At 66.5% G+C, this 17490-nt stretch carries 17 protein-coding genes; 9 read left to right on the top strand and 8 right to left on the bottom strand.

Translation table 11 applies throughout. The features are described from left to right. Positions 1–24: 24 nt before the first annotated feature. The 4 genes from IB236_RS06740 to IB236_RS06725 form a co-directional block, all read right to left on the bottom strand. Positions 25–609: an amino acid synthesis family protein gene (locus tag IB236_RS06740; protein WP_063461058.1), complete on the bottom strand. Its 585-nt coding sequence runs from the start codon at positions 607–609 to the stop codon at positions 25–27. A 55-nt stretch (positions 610–664) separates the two neighbouring features. After that, on the bottom strand, positions 665–1306 hold the full coding sequence (locus tag IB236_RS06735) for an amino acid synthesis family protein (protein WP_110960508.1): 642 nt from the start codon (positions 1304–1306) through the stop codon (positions 665–667). A gap of 21 nt (positions 1307–1327) precedes the next feature. Next, entirely contained in the window at positions 1328–2248 is a 921-nt protein-coding gene (locus IB236_RS06730) for a UPF0280 family protein (RefSeq protein WP_192419589.1), read from the bottom strand. A 152-nt stretch (positions 2249–2400) separates the two neighbouring features. Further along, positions 2401–4020, bottom strand: a complete 1620-nt coding sequence (locus IB236_RS06725) for a 6-hydroxynicotinate reductase (RefSeq protein WP_192419588.1) — start codon at positions 4018–4020, stop codon at positions 2401–2403. 175 nt (positions 4021–4195) lie between these two features. Between IB236_RS06725 and fdxA the strand changes: the two genes are divergently transcribed. The 4 genes from fdxA (at position 4196) to IB236_RS06705 (ending at position 7391) form a co-directional block, all read left to right on the top strand. Beyond that, positions 4196–4525, top strand: coding sequence for a ferredoxin FdxA (fdxA, locus tag IB236_RS06720; protein ID WP_056057161.1), 330 nt, complete (start codon positions 4196–4198; stop codon positions 4523–4525). A 66-nt stretch (positions 4526–4591) separates the two neighbouring features. Beyond that, the gene (locus IB236_RS06715) at positions 4592–5368 is read left to right on the top strand and encodes a ferredoxin--NADP reductase (RefSeq protein ID WP_056742273.1); all 777 of its coding nucleotides are present in this window, start codon (positions 4592–4594) and stop codon (positions 5366–5368) included. A 50-nt stretch (positions 5369–5418) separates the two neighbouring features. Then, a complete protein-coding gene (locus IB236_RS06710; protein ID WP_056742275.1) occupies positions 5419–6135 on the top strand; it encodes a TetR/AcrR family transcriptional regulator in 717 nt (238 codons plus the stop codon). Positions 6136–6203: 68 nt separating this feature from the next. After that, positions 6204–7391: an amidohydrolase family protein gene (locus IB236_RS06705; RefSeq protein ID WP_192419587.1), complete on the top strand. Its 1188-nt coding sequence runs from the start codon at positions 6204–6206 to the stop codon at positions 7389–7391. A 90-nt stretch (positions 7392–7481) separates the two neighbouring features. On the opposite strand, the gene IB236_RS06700 is transcribed toward IB236_RS06705, so the two are convergent. Together IB236_RS06700 and IB236_RS06695 are read right to left on the bottom strand one after the other, a co-directional pair. Further along, positions 7482–8273 (bottom strand): glycine zipper 2TM domain-containing protein, encoded by a 792-nt coding sequence (locus tag IB236_RS06700; RefSeq protein ID WP_192419581.1) that lies wholly within the window; start codon positions 8271–8273, stop codon positions 7482–7484. Between the two features lie 316 nt (positions 8274–8589). After that, a complete protein-coding gene (locus tag IB236_RS06695; RefSeq protein WP_192419574.1) occupies positions 8590–9594 on the bottom strand; it encodes a YihY/virulence factor BrkB family protein in 1005 nt (334 codons plus the stop codon). Positions 9595–9894: 300 nt separating this feature from the next. Here IB236_RS06695 and IB236_RS06690 point away from each other — a divergent pair, with 300 nt between their 5' ends. The 4 genes from IB236_RS06690 to IB236_RS06675 all read left to right on the top strand — a co-directional run bounded on the left by IB236_RS06690 (position 9895) and on the right by IB236_RS06675 (position 14534). Then, a complete protein-coding gene (locus IB236_RS06690) occupies positions 9895–10668 on the top strand; it encodes an SDR family oxidoreductase (RefSeq protein WP_056742279.1) in 774 nt (257 codons plus the stop codon). A gap of 146 nt (positions 10669–10814) precedes the next feature. Next, the gene (locus IB236_RS06685) at positions 10815–12515 is read left to right on the top strand and encodes a long-chain fatty acid--CoA ligase (protein WP_192419572.1); all 1701 of its coding nucleotides are present in this window, start codon (positions 10815–10817) and stop codon (positions 12513–12515) included. 105 nt (positions 12516–12620) lie between these two features. Continuing rightward, positions 12621–13781, top strand: coding sequence for a serine hydrolase (locus tag IB236_RS06680; RefSeq protein WP_192419570.1), 1161 nt, complete (start codon positions 12621–12623; stop codon positions 13779–13781). A 198-nt stretch (positions 13782–13979) separates the two neighbouring features. Next, positions 13980–14534 carry a shikimate kinase gene (locus tag IB236_RS06675; protein WP_192419568.1) on the top strand — a complete coding sequence of 185 codons (555 nt, stop codon included), beginning with the start codon at positions 13980–13982 and terminating at the stop codon, positions 14532–14534. A 29-nt stretch (positions 14535–14563) separates the two neighbouring features. On the opposite strand, the gene IB236_RS06670 is transcribed toward IB236_RS06675, so the two are convergent. Next, positions 14564–15748, bottom strand: a complete 1185-nt coding sequence (locus IB236_RS06670; protein WP_192419802.1) for a GGDEF domain-containing protein — start codon at positions 15746–15748, stop codon at positions 14564–14566. A 212-nt stretch (positions 15749–15960) separates the two neighbouring features. Continuing rightward, entirely contained in the window at positions 15961–16908 is a 948-nt protein-coding gene (locus tag IB236_RS06665; RefSeq protein ID WP_192419566.1) for a LysR family transcriptional regulator, read from the bottom strand. Positions 16909–17066: 158 nt separating this feature from the next. Here IB236_RS06665 and IB236_RS06660 point away from each other — a divergent pair, with 158 nt between their 5' ends. Beyond that, a complete protein-coding gene (locus IB236_RS06660; RefSeq protein WP_192419564.1) occupies positions 17067–17468 on the top strand; it encodes a RidA family protein in 402 nt (133 codons plus the stop codon). Positions 17469–17490: the final 22 nt, after the last annotated feature.

Below are 17490 nucleotides of genomic sequence, written 5' to 3'. Positions count from 1 at the left end.
GTGTGTGTTGTACGCGCGCCGGGCTCAGCGCAGGCCGTCAACGCCTTTTATTTCAGAGGCCGTGAGGCCGCCGACACGTGGCAACGGCCGCCCGCTGTCGGTCACGACAACGGCCACCACGATTTCATTGGCTCGCGGGGCATCGGCTACACGGGCTTCCATGGCGTCGAAATGGCTGCGCACGTAAGCTGCATCCTTGTGGCCCAGGGGCACGTCAATGGCCGTGCCGAGGCCGCCCATCTTCTTGCTGGATGGGACCAACGCGGCACCCTTCTCGACAGCCACACGCAGTGGTGCGCCCAGCTTGGGGTGGAGGATGGCGGCGGCGTGCTCCAGCTCGCCCGCCTCGCCCACGATGGCGGCCTTGCCGTAGCTGTGCGCATCGCCCGGGGCAATGCCCAGGGCCTGCACGCAGCGGGCGCCCAGAAGGCCTCCCAGCTCCTCACCGATGGCGATGAGTTCGTCCAGGTTTTCCACATAACGTCCGGCAAAGGGGTTCTCGATCACGGCCATGGCCAGCGCCTTGCGCACCGGGGGCTGAACGTCACGCCCCATTTCCACGCGGACCTCGTCGGTCTGGACGATGATCTTTCGAATCTTGGCTGGCATTTTTTGGCTCCTTGGGATCTTGTCTTGTTCGATGGTGTGCGGGTCGGCGGGCGGATCAGCGCAGGCCGTTCCACTGGCTGATGTCTGCCGCCTTGAGCCCTCCGACGCGGGCGTGGATGCGCGGGCCTGTGGTCATGGCAAGTATGAACACGATCTCATCAGCGGATGGCGCGCCCGGAACACGCACTTCGATCGCGTCGAAATGGCTGCGTACGTAGCTGGCGTTGATATGGGTCAGCGGCACATCCAGCGCTGCACCGGGGCCGCCCACTTTTTTGGTGGAGGGCACGATGGACAGCGCATTCGCGGGCTGCCCCGTCTTCTCTTCGGCCTGGCCCTTGGCGTAGGCGTTGCGGTCGCCCTTCCAGCCCAGCAGTTCGCGCATGGCGTAGCCGCCGGGCACATGCCACAGCGCACCGTGTTCCAGCTCACCCGCCGCGCCCACGATGGCGCCTTTGCCGTAGGTCTCGATGCGCTCGGCGGGCACGCCCATGGCCTTCAGGAGGCGCTGGGCCATGTCCAGCCCCACGTCCTGCAGCGCGTCCATCATGGGGAGGATGTCGGGCTCGTACCGTCCCGCAAAGGGGTTGGTCAGCACCGCGCCGATGGCACCACGCAGCAGCGGCACGTCGGCCACTGGCCCGAATTCGTGCCGGATTTCCTCAAGATGGGTGAAAACGCGTCGTATCTGGATCATTCTGGAGACCTGTGCATTTCGTTAAGCAAATACTGAACCAACTTCCGATTCCACCGCCGGATCCCGGGGCCATACCGCATCCGCCAGCGCCTGGGGCGCCGAGGTCGCCACCAACTGCCCCTGGCACGCCAGCAGCGCAAACCACAGCAGGCCGCTGGACTGCAATTCTTGCGCTTTTTGCAGCCCCCGGTGCAATGCCCGGGCCACCAGCTCCCTGGGCAAGGCAGGGACATCCACGGTGACTGGAATGGCCCCCAGGTCACTGTCGTCCCGCACCTGCCACGCGGGCCTGCGCACAATCCGCGCATCGGCCACATCCACCGCGTTGGCCACGATGGTGGCCGCCGCATCGGCCTGCGCCGCCGAACGCGCCAGCACCGTCACGCTGTCCGCAATGCCCAGCGACTGGCTGCGCCCCCTCCAGCCGCTGGTGGCCACACCGCGCACTGGCATGGCGCTGTCGATGCGGATCTGCCCATCCAGCACCAAACCGTTGCGCAACTGTGCCGCATTCAGTGCGGCGATGTCAGCGTACACCCCCACCGTGACCGACTGGCCGGGCGCTAGGTGCAGCGCAATGTCGCCGCCGTTGTTGACCCAGGCGCGGTCTATGCCCTGCTGGTCGTAGCAGGCCAGAATCTCCTGCGCCACTGCACCCGCCACCGCCGCCATCGATGTGATGAAGCCTGCGCGGTAGGGACTGCAGGCGGCCCACATGCGGCGCGCCACCACGCCCTGCAACGTGCAGTGCGCACCCACCGGCGCGCGCAGGCCGGGAAGTTCATTCACCAGCTCCTGCAGCAGCCCTTCAAAACGTTGCCACGCGCGTTCGTGCGCCTGGGCCACGGCGTCGCGCACCCCTTCGGCCTGGAGGATGAGGTCCATCGGACCATGCTGGAAATGCCAGCGGCCATCGGACAGGAGCTTGCGAGCGGCTTGCATGTGCGTTTCAGTACTCACCGCAGGGCGCACCGCCGGCAGCCGTAAACACCGGCGCGGCCCCCGCCAGAGACGCCGAGCAAGGGCCGCCCCGCAGCGAGGGTGTCGTCCCCCTGGAGGGGGAAGGCGCGAAGCGACTCAGGGGGTGTTTCATATCAGCCCAGCAGAGGCGGTCGGCCCAGCGGCCACGGGTTGGCGGCAGGCAAGGTCTGCCACACGCGCGCCTGCGGTGCACCATCGTTGTGCCACGCACCGCGCTCCAGCACTTCGCGCAGGCTGCGAATCTGTTCGGTGTGCCCACCCAGCGCTTCATAGTCCGCACGGCGCATGCTGAACTCGATGGGCGCCACGATGGCGGGGGTGGGCACGGTGCCAAAGCTGTTGTCCGGCATGCGCAGCACGTCGGCCATCACGGTGATACCGCCGCCCGGCCATACATAAGCAGGGGCACCGCCACAGGTCACGTTGACCAGCGCGTTCTTGATGGAGCGGGTGAGCAGCACCGGGTTCTCGGTAACCCCTGCGCGCAGACTACCGCCGGCTCCGCCAAGGAACAGCACAGACGCCAGCGAGGGCTCGCAGTTTTCGCCGATACGGTCCACGATGCGGCGCACCTCGGCCGGCATTTCGGCCTCGACCGGATGGAGTTGCTCGTCCAGCACGTACCAGGAGGCATGCTCCCCGGTGGTGGAGGTCATCAACAAGCGCAGCCCCGGCCAGGCCACCGATTCGTCCCAGCTCTCGATGATGGACAGCGGCTCGGCAATGTCGGTGCCGCCCCAGCCGATGCCCGGGTTGGCCACCTGAAAGTAACGGCCCGGTGTGGACTTGCGCCCGCGCATCTGGATGCCCGAAGGCTTCATGTCGAGGCAACGGCCCGCCTGGTGCTCGGTGAGCACGCCGGTGATGTGGTCGTCCACCACCACCACCTCGTCGGCATGGCCGAAGAACTGGCGCGCAAAGATGCCAATGGCCGCAGAGCCGCAGCCCACGCGCATGCGCTGCTCGGCCACACCGTTGACGATGGGCGCGCGGCCGGCCTGGATGATGAGCTGAGAGCCTCCGTCGATGGTGAACTCCACCGCCTGCTTGTTGCCCAGGGCCTGCATCATCTCGGCGGTGATGCGGCCTTCCTTCTTGGTGCCACCCGTGAGATGGTGCACGCCACCCAGCGACAGCATCTGCGAGCCGTATTCGGCCGTGGTCACATGGCCCACCACCTCGCCCTTGCAGCGCACGTTGGCCTGCTCCGAGCCGAGGAAGCGGTCGGTGTCGATCTTCACCTTGAAGCTGCAGTAGCTGAAGATGCCCTCGGTGACCACGGTGACCATGTCCACGCCATCGGTCTGGGAACCCACGATGAAGGGCGCCGGCTTGTAGTCGGGGTAGGTGGTGGACGAGCCCACGCCCGTCACGAACACCTCTTCAGACAGCAGCAGGTTGCCGTTCCATGCGGGTTCTGAAGCCACTGCGGTCTCAGCGTCTTGTGCAGCCGGGGCGCGGCCCGCAAACGGCACCAGCGTGGCCTCGCCCGCCTCCAGGGTCTTGCGCAGCAGCACCACCGGGTCCAGCCGCACGAGCACGCCCGCGTGGTTGGCATAACGGTCGCAGGCCCCTGCGCGGCCTTCGGAAATCTGGCAGAGCACCGGACACGCATTGCACTCGACCTTGGCAGCGTTCATGCGCTCGTTGCGGGGCCGGGCGCGCTCGAGCACCTGCGGCAGATCCGGCGCATCCATGCCAGGTAGCCCGTCGGTCTTGGTGTGTTCAGTCATCGTGGCGGCCCATTCATTGCATTGTGGCAAGTGCTTGTACGCGCATTGCATTTTGTGTAGCATTCACTTAACTTAAATGTTGTGAACACTACATTCGATGTCAATGTAGCGGAATCAACCAGACTCTGCAATGGTGTTTTTGCGCCCCCAAAAATGGTGCATGAGGAGCCCCAAAATGACGCACGTTGTGACAGACGCCTGCATTCGGTGCAAGTACACCGACTGCGTCGATGTGTGCCCTGTCGATTGCTTCAAGGAAGGGCCGGAATACCTGGTCATTGACCCGGACGAATGCATCGACTGCGCGGTGTGCATTCCGGAGTGCCCGGCCAACGCCATCTATGCCGAAGACGATCTGCCCGAGGGCATGGAAATCTTCCTGCAGTTCAACAAAAAGCTGGCGCCCACGCTCCCCACAATCACCAAAAGAAAAGCGGCTTTGCCAGATGCGGAACAATGGAGGGTTGTGAGCCACAAGCTTTCAGGCCTGAACATTGCGCTGTAGAGCGCATGGGGCCCTGCTCTTCAGCCAAATTCCTTATTTGCTTCCAACTTTTCCATCTAACGCACCATGAGCGCCTTTCTTGACGAACGCGTCCTGACGGTCCACCACTGGACGGACCGCCTTTTCTCCTTCACCACCACGCGCGACACCGCGCTGCGCTTCTCCAACGGCCATTTCACGATGATTGGCCTGCGCGGCGAAAACGGCAAACCCCTGCTGCGCGCCTACAGCATCGTGAGCCCCAACTATGAAGAGCACCTGGAGTTCCTCTCCATCAAGGTGCCCGATGGCCCGCTGACCTCGCGCCTACAGCACATCAAGGTGGGCGACACCATCGTGGTCGGCAAGAAGCCCACGGGCACCCTGCTGATCGACTACCTACTGCCCGCCAAGCGCCTGTACATGCTCTCCACCGGCACGGGCGTGGCCCCGTTCCTGAGCTTGATCCGCGACCCCGAGACTTATGAGAAGTTCGAGGAAGTCATCCTGGTGCACGGCGTGCGCGAGGTGAAGGAGCTGGCCTACCACGACTACATCACACAGGAGCTGCCACAACACGAGTTCCTGGGCGAGATGGTCACCAAGCAGCTCAAGTACTACCCCACCGTGACGCGCGAGCCTTTCAAGCACCAAGGCCGTGTGACCACCGTGATCGAAAACGGCCAGATGGCCCGCGACCTGGGCCTGCCCGCACTCAACCCCACCGAAGATCGCGTGATGATCTGCGGCAGCCCCGAAATGCTGCGCGACCTCAAGCACATGATGGAAGAGCGTGGCTTCAAGGAAGGCAACACCACGAAGCCCGGCGACTTCGTGATCGAGCGCGCGTTCGCAGAGCAGTGATCCCCCGGCGGCCCCCTTACCGGGGCCCGCCTCATCCACCAGGACCCGCCATGTCTGCCACTCCCACCAAGACCCGGACCGCGTCCCCCCGCGCAGCCTCTGCCCGCAAGACGGGCGTGCGCGAGCAGGCCGCACAGACCACGCGCGACAACATCCTGAAGGCGGCGACCAAGGTGTTCGCCCGCTACGGCTACGAAGGCGGCAGCGTGGAGAAAATCTCCAAGGCGGCCAAGTCCTTCGACCGGATGATCTATTACTACTTCGGCAGCAAGGAAGGCCTGTTCATCGAGGTGCTGGAGGAAACCTACCGGCGCATGAACGATGCGGAGTCCAAGCTCGACCTGGACACCGCCAAGCCGGTGGAGGCGCTGCAGGCGGTGATCCGCTTTGTGGTGGGTTACTACCGCAAGAACCCCGAGTTCATCACGCTGCTCAACACCGAGAACCTGCACAAGGGCAAGCACATCTCCAAGTCGATGCGCGCCCGCGAATACTCGTCACCCGCCATCGAGGTGATCCGCCGCGTGCTCGAAAGCGGCCAGGCGCAGGGGCTGTTTCGCAAGGACGTGTCGGCGCGCGATGTGTACCTGCTGATCGCCGCCACGGGCTACTTCTACATGTCCAACCGGCACACGCTGTCGGCCTTTCTGGGCGAAGACCTGGAGACGCCCGATGCGCTGGCGCACTGGGAGTCGTTCGTCATCGACAGCGTGCTGCGCACCGTGGCACCCGGCCCCAGCCTGCCCAAGGGCAGGGCAGCGGCCTGAATCAACAAGAGATTTTTCCCTGCGGGGTGCCGCGTGGTGCCCCGCCCACCACCCCACGAGGAGAATCCATGGCAGAAGCAGCAGCAGGCGGCAAATCGGGCAAGGTCGTCATCCAGAACATCGGTCTTTTGTTGTCGGGCGACCTGGACCGCCCCATCCTCGACGCCGACACCATCGTGGTGAATGACGGCCTCATCGTGGCCGTGGGCCGCTACAAGGACTGCGACACCGACCACGCCAACACCGTGATCGACGCACGCCAGACCTGCGTGGCCCCGGGCCTGATCGACAGCCACGTGCACCCCGTGTTTGGCGACTGGACGCCGCGCCAGAACCAGGTCGGCTGGATCGACTCGACCATGAACGGCGGCGTGACCACCATGGTCTCGGCCGGTGAAGTGCACCTGCCCGGCCGGCCCAAAGACATCGTGGGCCTGAAGGCGCTGGCCATCACCGCGCAGCGCTCGTTCGACAACTTCCGCCCCGGCGGCGTGAAGGTGATTGCAGGCGCCCCGGTCATCGAGAAAGGCATGACCGAGCAGGACTTCAAGGACCTGGCCGACGCCGGCGTGACGCTGCTGGGCGAAGTGGGCCTGGGCTCCGTCAAGGCGGGCTACGAGGCCCAGCAGATGGTGGCCTGGGCGCGCAAGCACGGCATCCAGAGCACCATCCATACGGGCGGCCCGTCCATCCCGGGCTCGGGCCTGATCGACAAGGACGTGGTGCTGGAGGCCGATGCCGACGTGATCGGCCACATCAACGGCGGCCACACCTCGCTGCCCTGGAAGCATGTGTGCGAGCTGTGCGAGAAGTCGTCCCGCGCGATCGAGCTGGTGCACAACGGCAACGAGAAGATCGCCATCCAGGCCGCGCGCGCGGCCATCGAACTCAAGTGCCCGCACCGCGTGATTTTGGGCACCGACGGCCCGGCCGGCTCGGGCGTGCAGCCGCTGGGCATGCTGCGCATGATTGCGCTGATATCGAGCTTTGCCGACATCCCCGCCGAACTGGTGTTCTGCTTTGCCACGGGCAACACGGCGCGCATCCGCAACCTGAACTGCGGCCTGATCGAGGTGGGCCGCGCAGCCGACTTCGTGTTCATGGACCGCGCCCAGCACACCGCCGGCGCCACGCTGCTGGAGAGCGTGCAGCTGGGCGACATCCCGGGCATTGGCATGGTGATGATCGACGGCCTGGTGCGCTGTGGACGCAGCCGCAACACCCCGCCTGCGACCGAGATCCCGGTGGTGCTCTAACCCGCCCACCAAGCGGCAATCAGCCAACGGATGAACAAAACAAAAGCCCGCGTCTGCGGGCTTTTGTTTTGGGGGAAGCGACTGCCGGGCTCAGTAGGTGTCCGACACCCGCACCGCACCCGGCTGGGGCTGCGGCTGCGCATAGGGGTCTGCAGCACGGGCCGAGCCGCCCTGGTCCACGCGGAAGCCCTTGCCTTGCAGCACCACGGGCGTGCCCACAGCAGTGGGTTCAGCGCGCTGGAAGTGGCGCAGCGAGCCGTCTTCCATGCGCACCGCCACCTGGTACACCGTGTGGGTGCGGGTGCGCTCTTCGACCTTGTGGCCCACATAACCACCGCCCACGGCGCCCAGCACGGTGGCAGCGGTGCGGCCGCTGCCCTTGCCGATCTGGTTGCCCACCACGGCGCCCAGCACACCGCCGGCCACGGCGCCCACGCCCGTGGCGGGGGCAGCTTGTTGAACCGCCTGCACCGATTCGACACGGCCGCAGCTGCGGCACACAGGGGCTGCAGCACGCACGGGCTGGGCAGCGCCCCCGGGGGCGCTGCCACCCGCCATATCACCGGACCGGCCTGCGCTGCCGCCGGTCTGCGGATGGTAATTTGCTCCGCTATTCATATCATTCTGGGCAGGTACAACCGGCGCTTGGGCCCGTTTTTCTTCAATGATCTCGGATTCGGGCGTGCGGGGGGCCGCCGCCAGGGCGGCGGGGGCTGTCGCATCGGCTGCCGAGGGCGTGCGGTTTTGCATCACCAGGGTGGCGCCCAAGGCCAGCACGCTCACGCCCAGCGCGCCAATGGCCGCCCACATCCATTTCAGGGCCGGTCCGGCGGGGGCTGCAGCGGGTACGGGCGAGGCAGGAGAAGAAACTGTCAGGTTCATGGTCATGTCCTTGTTCATGTCGGAGAAATCCGCAGGGGGCGGCAGGTAGATGTGCGCTGCATGTCCGCTACGGAATGGGGCCGTGGTGTTTCAACGGCCTGGATGGTGCAAAGGTACACAGCGGGGGGCGCTGCGGTGTGGCCGGTTTGTAAGCGGCAGTAAGCAGCGGTAAACCACCTTGGCCAGCACTTGCGGCGCCAGGCCCCGCGTATGACCCCTGCCCGCACGGCCCGGCGGCGCAACGGGCACCATCGCAGCGGCCCGAACGATCCGGGCGCCGCGCTGGCCCCCGCTTGTTGTGCGCTGTTGCCAACATTTACAGCTCCTGCACCCGCGCGCGGGCCGCGGCCGTCCACCGGGCCCAGCCCACCGGTCGGCGCGGCCCGGGGTGCAAGGCCTGCTCCAGCGCCTGGGCGCAGCTGGCAGAAAACAGCAGGATGGCCGATGAAAAATAGATCCACATGAGCAGCACCACCAGCGAGCCCGCCGCACCGTAGGCCGACACCACGGCTGCTGTGGACAGGTACCACGCCAGCAGCTGCTTGCCCACCGTGAACAGCGTGGCCCCCACCACGGCGCCCATCACCAGGTAGCGCAGCGACGGCTTGGGGCCCGCGCCGATGCGCATGAGCCCCACAAACAGGGCCACGGCAAACCCGAAGGCAATGGCTTCGTTGACGACCTGCAGCAACGGTGCCAGGGGCGCCAAGGTGGGCAGGTGTGCCACGGTCAGCCGCTCTCCCGCCCAGCCCGCCAACAGGTGGATCAGCGTGGACAGCGCCAGCGACACCATGAGCAAAAAGCCCAGCGCCAGAACATAGGCCAGCCCCCGCAGCCGCAGCGACGCCATGCGCCACCACGCGGCCCGCTGGGGCGGGGTGTAGCCATCCCGGCGCCACAGCCGCTCCAGCGCCGACTGCAGCTCCACAAACACGCCGGTGGCGCCCGAGACCAGCACCACAAACCCGATGGCCGATGCCAGCCGCCCCTCGGACGGGGCCTGGGCGCTGGCCATGGCCTGGCGCACCACATCGGCCACCTGCTGGCCCATCACCGACTGCACCTGGGCGACCAGGCTGCTCTCCAGGTAGCTGCGGTCCACCCACCAGCCCAGCACGCCCACCAACAGCAGCAGCAAGGGCGCCAGGCTGAGCATGCCGTAGAACGACATGGCCGCGCTCATGCGCAGCCCATCGGCGTCCAGCCACATCTGCGCGGCGCGCCAGAACGGCTGCACCAGGCGCCACAGGGGCAACAGGGGCTGGGCGATGCGGGCAAGCCAGGGGGGGGTTGTCGCCAGGGGCGGGGAAGACTCGTTCATCCTCGCGAGCCTAGGGCCGGGGCGCGCATCAGTCCATCCGCCGTGGCCGCAAGTGCGGGTAGGCGCCATCCCACACGCGGCGGGGAAGGCGGCAGCGCGCAGAGTTTCAAAGGTGACAGCGGAGGTTTTACACCGGGCGGGTGCAGGGCTAGCATGAAGCGCTGACCGACCAGCTTGCACGGCGGTCACCGCCGCCTTCTCCGCCCCCCTTCACCCCACCCGGCGGGCCACGAGCCACCGGAACACGGGTCGGGCATTCATTCACCTTCATCCCTCTCTCTGCACGAAAGCGTTTTTTCCATGAGCGTCAAGCAACTCTTCGATCTCACCGGCCAGGTCGCCCTGGTCACCGGCGGCTCGCGCGGCCTGGGCCTGCAGATGGCCGAGGCCCTGGGCGAAATGGGCGCCAAACTCGCCATCACCGCGCGCAAGGCCGATGAGCTGGCCGAGGCCAAAAAGCATCTGGAGGCGCAGGGCTACGAGGTGCTGACCGTGGTGAACGACCTGCAAAAGACCGAGGACATCCCCGGCCTGGTGGACCAGGTGGTCGAGCGCTTTGGCACCATTGACATCCTGGTCAACAACGCGGGCGCCACCTGGGGTGCCAAGGCCGAGGACTACCCCGACGCCGCCTGGCACAAGGTGATGGACCTGAACGTGAGCGCGCCGTTCTTCCTGTCGCGCGAAGTGGGCAAGCGCTGCATGATTCCGCGCGGCAAGGGCTCGATCATCGTCACGGCCTCGGTGGCCGCGCTCAAGGGCACGCCCCCGGGCATGAACACCATTGCCTACAACACCTCCAAAGCCGCCGCGCTGCACTTTGCGCGCACGCTGGCGTCCGAATGGGGGCACTACGGCGTTCGCGTCAATGCGATCTGCCCCGGCTTCTTCCCGAGCAAGATGGCCAGCGGCCTGATCGAAAAGCTGGGCCCTGCGATGATCGAGCGCACGCCCCTGCGCCGCATTGGCGGCGAAGAGGACCTCAAGGGCGCGGTGGTGTTCTTGGCGTCCAACGCCTCGCGGCACATCACGGGTGAAAGCATCGTGGTGGACGGTGGTGCTAGCTTGATTTGAGCCCCCTGAGGCGCTGCGCGCCTTCCCCCTCCGGGCGACGGCGGCCTTTGCTGCGGGGCGGCCCTTGCTGGCCGTCCCTCGCCTGGGTTGCGCCCTGTTTTGCCCGGCCTGTACCCTGCACGAACCAACCCAGAGTTCCGTAACCCATGTCCGACCGCCACCTCGCCCATTGGCCGCCCGGCCTGTCGCGCCACCTCACGCTGCCGCAGACCCATCTGTTCCACAACGCCGAGGTGTCGGCCGCGCGCTACCCGGACAAGCCCTTTCTGGTGTTCTACGACACGCTGGTGACCTTCCGGCAGTTCCAGCAGCAGGCGGAGCACATTGCGGGCTTCTTGCAGCAGGTGTGTGGCGTGAAGGCGGGCGACCGGGTGCTGCTGTACATGCAGAACAGCCCGCAGTGGATCCTGGCGTTCTACGGCATCCTGCGCGCCAACGCGGTGGTGGTGCCGGTGAACCCCATGAACCTCACCGACGAACTGCGCCACTATGTGCACGACAGCGGCGCGACCGTGGCCTTTGTGCCGCAGGACCTGCATGCACAGGCCCAGCCGCTGGTGGATGTGGCGGGCGAGAAGTCTGGTGAGGGCAAGCTCCAGCACCTCATCGTGGCCGCGTACAGCGACTACCTGCAGGTGCCCACCGACCTGTCCGTGCCCGCTTTCGTGTCGGCACCGCGCCAAGCCATTGATGCCCCGGGCGTCACGCTGTGGAGCGACATGCTCGCGCAGCAGCGCGCCCCCGGCCCCATCACCACCGGGCCGGACGACCTGTGCGTGATGCCCTACACCTCGGGCACTACGGGCCACCCCAAGGGCTGCATGCACACGCACCGCAGTGCGATGAGCACGCTGGTGGGCGGCGTGCAGTGGTTTGCGCGCACGCAGGATTCGACCTACCTCGCGGTGCTGCCGCTGTTCCACGTCACCGGCCTGTCGGGCAGCATGAACGGACCGCTGTTTGTGGGCGCCACCGTGGTCGTGCTGCCGCGCTGGGACCGTGACGCGGCCGCCCAGCTCATCCAGCGCTACCGGGTCACCATCTGGCAGGCCATCTCGACCATGGTGGTGGACTTTCTGGCCAACCCGCGCATTGCCGACTACGACATCAGCAGCATCCAGGCCATACGCGGCGGCGGCGCGTCCATGCCCAAGGCCGTGGCGCAGCGCCTGAAGGACCTGACCGGGCTCGACTACGTGGAGGGCTACGGCATGTCTGAAACCATGGCCGCTACCCACATCAACCCGCCCCACCGCCCCAAGCCGCAGTGCCTGGGCATCCCGGTGTTTGACGTGGATGCGCGCGTGGTGGACCCGGCCACCTTCGCCGAACTGCCACCGGGCGAGATTGGCGAGATCGTGGTGCATGGCCCGCAGGTCATGCTGGGCTACTGGAACAACCCGCAGGCCTCGGCCGACAGCTTTATCACGCTGGACGGCAAGCGCTTCTTGCGCACGGGCGACCTGGCGCAGGTGGATGAAGATGGCTACTTCTTCATGGTGGACCGGCTCAAGCGCATGATCAATGCCTCGGGCTTCAAAGTCTGGCCCGCCGAGGTCGAGGCCATGATGTACGCCCACCCTGCGATCCAGGAGGTGTGCGTGATCGCCGCGCATGACGAGCGCCGGGGCGAGACGGTAAAGGCCCTGGTCGTGCTGCGCGACGCCTTCAAGGGCCAGGTGGGCGAGCAGTCCATCATCGACTGGAGCCACGAACACATGGCCGCCTACAAAAGCCCGCGCATCGTGCAGCTGGTGGACAACCTGCCCAAGTCCGGCACGGGCAAGGTGCAGTGGCGCGAGCTGCAGGAGCAAGAACGCAGCCATGCCGCTGGCACGGCGTCCTGAGCCCCATTAAAGGCCTACCCCGTGCGCTCTCTTTTTGATAGCTTCCAGCGCAATATGCACTAGCGCTACCGGCCCAAATTGCCTCAAATCCCTCCTCCAGCCGCCATGAACCCCTCTGCCCTCGCCCGCCTGCGCTCCGTGCTGCAAACCCATGTGGACCAGGGCCTGCTGCCCGGTGCCGTGGCCCTCATCCACCACCAGGGCCACACCGTGCTGCACACGGCGGTGGGCCACCAGCGCCCGCCCAGCGCCGAGTCGGCGGTGCCCGCCATGGAGCCCGACACGGTGTTCCGCATCTACTCCATGACCAAGCCCATCGCCTCGCTGGTGGCGATGATGCTCATGGAAGAAGGCCGCCTGCTGCTGTCGCACCCCGTGTCGCACTACCTGCCCGCGTTTGCAGGCCAACGTGTGTACGACGAAGCCACCGGCACCACCGCCCCGGTGCAACGCGAGGCCACGGTGCACGACCTGCTGCGCCACACCGCCGGCCTGAGCTACGCGTGGGAGGCGGGCACGGTGCCCGACGCCTACCGCGCGGCGCGCATCGGCTCGCGCCGCCACAGCAATGCCGAGTTGGCCGCCGCGCTGGGCCCCTTGCCCCTGGTCTACCAGCCCGGCACCCGTTGGGAGTACAGCCGCGCCACCGACGTGCTGGGCGCAGTGCTGGAGGTGATTGAGGGCGAAAGCCTGGGCGCCCTCCTGCAACGCCGCGTGTTTGGCCCGCTGGGCATGCACGACACGGGCTTTTCGGTGCCCGCCGCGCAGCAGCACCGCTTGGCCGAGGCCTTTGAGCGCGACCCGCAGACCGGCATCGGCATGCCACTGATCGACGTGACCGTGCCGCCCGTGTTCGAGTCGGCCGGTGGCGGGCTGGTGTCTACCGCCAGAGACTACGCGCGCTTCCTGCAGCTCATGCTGGGCCGGGGCACCGCCCCCGGGCCCGACGGCCTCGGCGCCCCCGTTCGCCTGCTGGGCCGCGCCACGGTGGACTTCATGACCGCAGACCACCTGGGCAGCCTGCCTGTGGCAGGCGACATCCTGCCCACCGGCTACGGTTTTGGCCTGGGCGTGGCGGTGCGCACCGCCACCGGCCAGGCCACCCGCCCGGGGTCAGCAGGGCACTACAGCTGGAGCGGCCTGGGCGGCACCTTCTTTTTTGTGGACCCCGCGGAAGACCTGTTCGCCATCCTGCTCACGCAGGCGCCCGGCCAGCTGCGGTATCTGTGCGAGCTGTACCCGGCGCTGGTGTATGCGGCACTGTGATTAGCCCCCCCTGAGCGGCTTTGCCGCTTCCCCCCGCTCGCGCGCTGCGCGCGGGCGGGGGGGGCGGCGCCAGTTGCAAAGGCTACGCTCTACGCCCGGCGCCAGAGGGGCAGGCTTACACTCAGCGTCCAGTTACGGCACGCAACACAGCCCCATCCGCAGTACGCTGGCCCTCCCCCAGACCTCTTTTTTGAACCTATGCAGATTCGCTGCGCACTGGTCGGCATGCCCGGCTCGGGCAAATCCACCGTTGGCCGGCAACTGGCCCACCGGGCGGGTGTGCCCTTCATCGACCTGGACCACCGGCTGGAGCAGACCCTGGGCTCCACCATTCGCAGCTTCTTCGAGGCCGAGGGTGAGGCCCGCTTCCGTGACATCGAATCCCAGGTGCTGGCCGACGTGGCCCAGCAGCCCGGCGGCATGGTCCTCTCCACCGGCGGCGGCGCCGTGCTGCGCCCCGAGAACCGCGAGGTGCTGCGCCAGTTCGGCAACGTGCTGTACCTGCGCGCCTCGCCCGAAGAAATCTTCAAGCGCGTCAAACACGACAAGACCCGCCCCCTGCTGCAAGGCGGTAACCCCATGGACAAGCTGCGCGACCTCTACGCCCAGCGCGACCACCTGTACCGCGAAACCGCCCACTACGTGATCGAGACCGGGCGGCCATCGGTGCACACGCTGGTCAACATGGTGATGATGCAGCTGGAGATGGCGGAGAGTGCGGGGGTCTCCGACGGGCCCCACCAACCGACCTGAAGGCGGCTCCCGGGGACTGGCCCAGCCCGTCAGGCAGGCAACCCCGGGGCTTGCGGTCCCTGCGCGCACTCCACCCGATTACGGCCCAACACCTTGCCCCGGTACAGGGCCGCATCGGCAAGTTGCAGGTTCTCATCCAGCGCCTCTGCACCGGCAAACGGCTTCGAAATGCCGACAGTGGCCGTGCAACGGATGGCCCTGTGCGCTGTGTCCGTACCCACCCGGCTTTGTTCAATCGCTTCGCGCACGCGCTCCGCCACCCGCAGGGCGCCAGCGCTGTCCGTATCGAAAGCGATGACCACAAACTCCTCACCGCCCAACCGGCAGACCAGATCACCCTGGCGGGCGGTGTGTTGAAGAACTTGGGCCACGCTGCACAACACGAGGTCACCCACCTTGTGTCCGTAGGTGTCGTTGATGCACTTGAAGTGATCGATGTCCACGATCAGCAAATGCGCGACTGCGACCGGGTTGGCGCGAAACTGCGATTCCAGCGCACCCATCAGGCCGCGGCGATTGAGCAGGCCCGTGAGCGGGTCATGCACAGCCATCACATGCAGGTCGTCCGTCAGCCGATGCAAAACCAGCCATACCACTGCGGGTGGGAGCAGCGTGCCCAGGAACGACATGTAAATGTAGAACGCCGTCTGGAAGTCGCTGCCCATGTCCAAGTTATCCAGGCCTCCTGAAAGAATCAGGGCCAGCTTCGCAGCATTCATGGCTCCCAGGCCACCGATCAAGACGGCAAACACGGCCATCTCGGCACGCAGATGCCGGGCAAAGGTACGGGTCCCGTATATCAATACCGCTGCCATGGCCAGAAACAGCGCAGCGCACGCTGCCGCCAGCAATGCATAGCGGGCTTCAGACCCCAGCAGCACCTGCACCAACCACTGTGCGACGGTATAGCCCCCGGCAAGCACCAGCAGGGGCAAGGCCACAGGGACGGGGCGATCAAAGAACCTTGCGGCCCCCAGCGCGTACGCCGCTGGGGCGCAGAGCGTCAAGGTATGGTTGAGCACACTCATCGCGCTCCAGCCGGCAGGACCACCCCGAAGCTGCAACAGATAGGCGAAGCCCAGCAAGAGACTTCCGAGGGCAAAGACATCGGTGCCCATCTTCTTGCCATGCAGCCGCGTGCTGATCAGCAGGAACATCCCGCTGAAGCAGAGAAGGTGCACACAAAGCATGCTGAGGACAACGGTGGCAACCATGGCTGAGCGCGAATGAAAAGCAGCGACAACGGCTGCGGAGCCGTAGAAGGGAATGAAACAACCCAGCGAGGAACCCAGGTGAACGCGCCCAGGGTACGAATCTCGAATCACCGCAACGATGGCAAATGCAGCGTGGGCTGCACGACGCATGCAGGGTTAGCAGGGCGCGGAAGAGAGTTGGCAGTCGATGGTAAGTGCGCGTCACACACCGGTCAAGGCAAGGGGTCTACCCGAGGCACCCGCCGCGTTTGCTGAATCGGCGCGTGCAGCGCCATCAACCCCGCCACCCATTCAATGAACACCCGCACCTTGGCGCTCACATGCCGTTGGGGTGGGTAGGCCACGTACAGCGGCATCGGCTCCAACGTCCAGTCCTGCAGCAGGGGCACCAGCTCGCCTGTGGCCACGTGGGGGCGGGCCATGTAGTCGGGCAGCCAGAGCACGCCCAGGCCCGCCAGGCCTGCGGCCAGGTAGGCGTTGCCGTCGTCCACAGCGCAGATGTCGTGGCCCTGGGCGCGCACGTGTTCGGTGCCGCGGCGCATCTCGAAAGGCAGAGGCTGGCCGGTGCGCGCCCACAGAAAACCCACGGTGCGATGGTGAGGTCCTTCCAGCGCCTGCGGGTGCTCGGGCGTGCCCGCGCGCTGCAGGTAGCTGGGGGCGGCATACACGCGCAGTTGCAGGTCGCCCACATGGCGTGCGACGAGCGCCGGGTTGGTGAGGGCACCGCCGCGCACCACGCAGTCCACGTTGTCGCCCACCATGTCCACGGGGCGGTCGCTCACGCCCATGTGCAGGAGGATGTCGGGGTATTGCGCGTGGAACGCGGGCAGCGCGGGGATGAGGACCAGGCGCGCCAAGGGGCTGGGCACGTCCACCCGCAGGCGGCCCCGGGGCGCGGCGGCGGCGGTGGAAACGCTGGCATCGGCATCGTCCAGGTCGGCCAGCAGGCGCACCACGCGCTCGTAGTAGGCAGCACCATCGGGCGTGACCTGCACGCGCCGGGTGGTGCGGTGCAGGAGCTTCACGCGCAGGCGCGCTTCGAGCTGCTGCACCAGCTGCGTGACGGTGGTGCGGCTCTGGTGCAGGGTGAGGGCAGCCTTGGTGAAGCTGCCGGATTCCACAACGCGGGCAAAGGCCTGCAGGGCGTCAAAACGGTCCATGGCGTACAGGTAGTTGAGGCATGCAGAAGGGACGGCAAGCCCGCCATTGTTTGGCGATCAGGAACAGTGGTGCGCAGATTAGCCTGTTTATCGGAACAACGCGCGCTTCTACAGTGCCTTCATCGCAATCATCTGCCCTGCAGAACGAAAGGAATCCCATGCCCCACCGTGATGTTGTCTTCCCTGCAGGCCGCCAGGCGCTGTACGAGCGCAACCGCTATTCGCCCGCCGTGCGCGCCAACGGTTTTTTGTTTGTCTCGGGCCAGGTGGGCAGCCGCGAGGACGGCTCGCCCGAGCCCGACCTGAAAGCCCAGGTGCGCCTGGCGTTCAGCAACCTCAACGCCGTGCTGCACGCTGCAGGCTGCACGTTTGATGACGTGGTGGACGTGACGCTGTTCGTGGTCAACCCGGAGGCGAACTTCGAGACCGTCTGGGGCGTCGTGCCCGAGTTCTGGGGCGAGGCGCCCTACCCCACGCTGACGGGCATCGGGGTGACCTGGCTGTACGGCTTTCAGTTCGAGATCAAGGTGATTGCGAAGCTGCCGGAAAGCGCGGGTTGATGGTCGATTTTTGAATCAAATA

The sequence above is a fragment of the Acidovorax sp. ACV02 genome, from assembly GCF_014851475.1.
In the GTDB taxonomy this organism is placed as follows: Bacteria; Pseudomonadota; Gammaproteobacteria; order Burkholderiales; family Burkholderiaceae_C; genus Acidovorax; species Acidovorax delafieldii.
The sequence above is the reverse complement of the archived record's forward strand: the minus strand, read 5'-3'. Positions and strand labels throughout refer to the sequence as shown.

Bases quoted from the DNA above. Each gene is read 5' to 3' on its own strand.
- IB236_RS06740 (WP_063461058.1), bottom strand. From the start codon at position 609: ATGCCAGCCAAGATTCGAAAGATCATCGTCCAGACCGACGAGGTCCGC.
- IB236_RS06735 (WP_110960508.1), bottom strand. From the start codon at position 1,306: ATGATCCAGATACGACGCGTTTTCACCCATCTTGAGGAAATCCGGCAC.
- IB236_RS06730 (WP_192419589.1), bottom strand. From the start codon at position 2,248: ATGCAAGCCGCTCGCAAGCTCCTGTCCGATGGCCGCTGGCATTTCCAG.
- IB236_RS06725 (WP_192419588.1), bottom strand. From the start codon at position 4,020: ATGACTGAACACACCAAGACCGACGGGCTACCTGGCATGGATGCGCCG.
- fdxA (WP_056057161.1), top strand. From the start codon at position 4,196: ATGACGCACGTTGTGACAGACGCCTGCATTCGGTGCAAGTACACCGAC.
- IB236_RS06715 (WP_056742273.1), top strand. From the start codon at position 4,592: ATGAGCGCCTTTCTTGACGAACGCGTCCTGACGGTCCACCACTGGACG.
- IB236_RS06710 (WP_056742275.1), top strand. From the start codon at position 5,419: ATGTCTGCCACTCCCACCAAGACCCGGACCGCGTCCCCCCGCGCAGCC.
- IB236_RS06705 (WP_192419587.1), top strand. From the start codon at position 6,204: ATGGCAGAAGCAGCAGCAGGCGGCAAATCGGGCAAGGTCGTCATCCAG.
- IB236_RS06700 (WP_192419581.1), bottom strand. From the start codon at position 8,273: ATGAACCTGACAGTTTCTTCTCCTGCCTCGCCCGTACCCGCTGCAGCC.
- IB236_RS06695 (WP_192419574.1), bottom strand. From the start codon at position 9,594: ATGAACGAGTCTTCCCCGCCCCTGGCGACAACCCCCCCCTGGCTTGCC.
- IB236_RS06690 (WP_056742279.1), top strand. From the start codon at position 9,895: ATGAGCGTCAAGCAACTCTTCGATCTCACCGGCCAGGTCGCCCTGGTC.
- IB236_RS06685 (WP_192419572.1), top strand. From the start codon at position 10,815: ATGTCCGACCGCCACCTCGCCCATTGGCCGCCCGGCCTGTCGCGCCAC.
- IB236_RS06680 (WP_192419570.1), top strand. From the start codon at position 12,621: ATGAACCCCTCTGCCCTCGCCCGCCTGCGCTCCGTGCTGCAAACCCAT.
- IB236_RS06675 (WP_192419568.1), top strand. From the start codon at position 13,980: ATGCAGATTCGCTGCGCACTGGTCGGCATGCCCGGCTCGGGCAAATCC.
- IB236_RS06670 (WP_192419802.1), bottom strand. From the start codon at position 15,748: ATGGTTGCCACCGTTGTCCTCAGCATGCTTTGTGTGCACCTTCTCTGC.
- IB236_RS06665 (WP_192419566.1), bottom strand. From the start codon at position 16,908: ATGGACCGTTTTGACGCCCTGCAGGCCTTTGCCCGCGTTGTGGAATCC.
- IB236_RS06660 (WP_192419564.1), top strand. From the start codon at position 17,067: ATGCCCCACCGTGATGTTGTCTTCCCTGCAGGCCGCCAGGCGCTGTAC.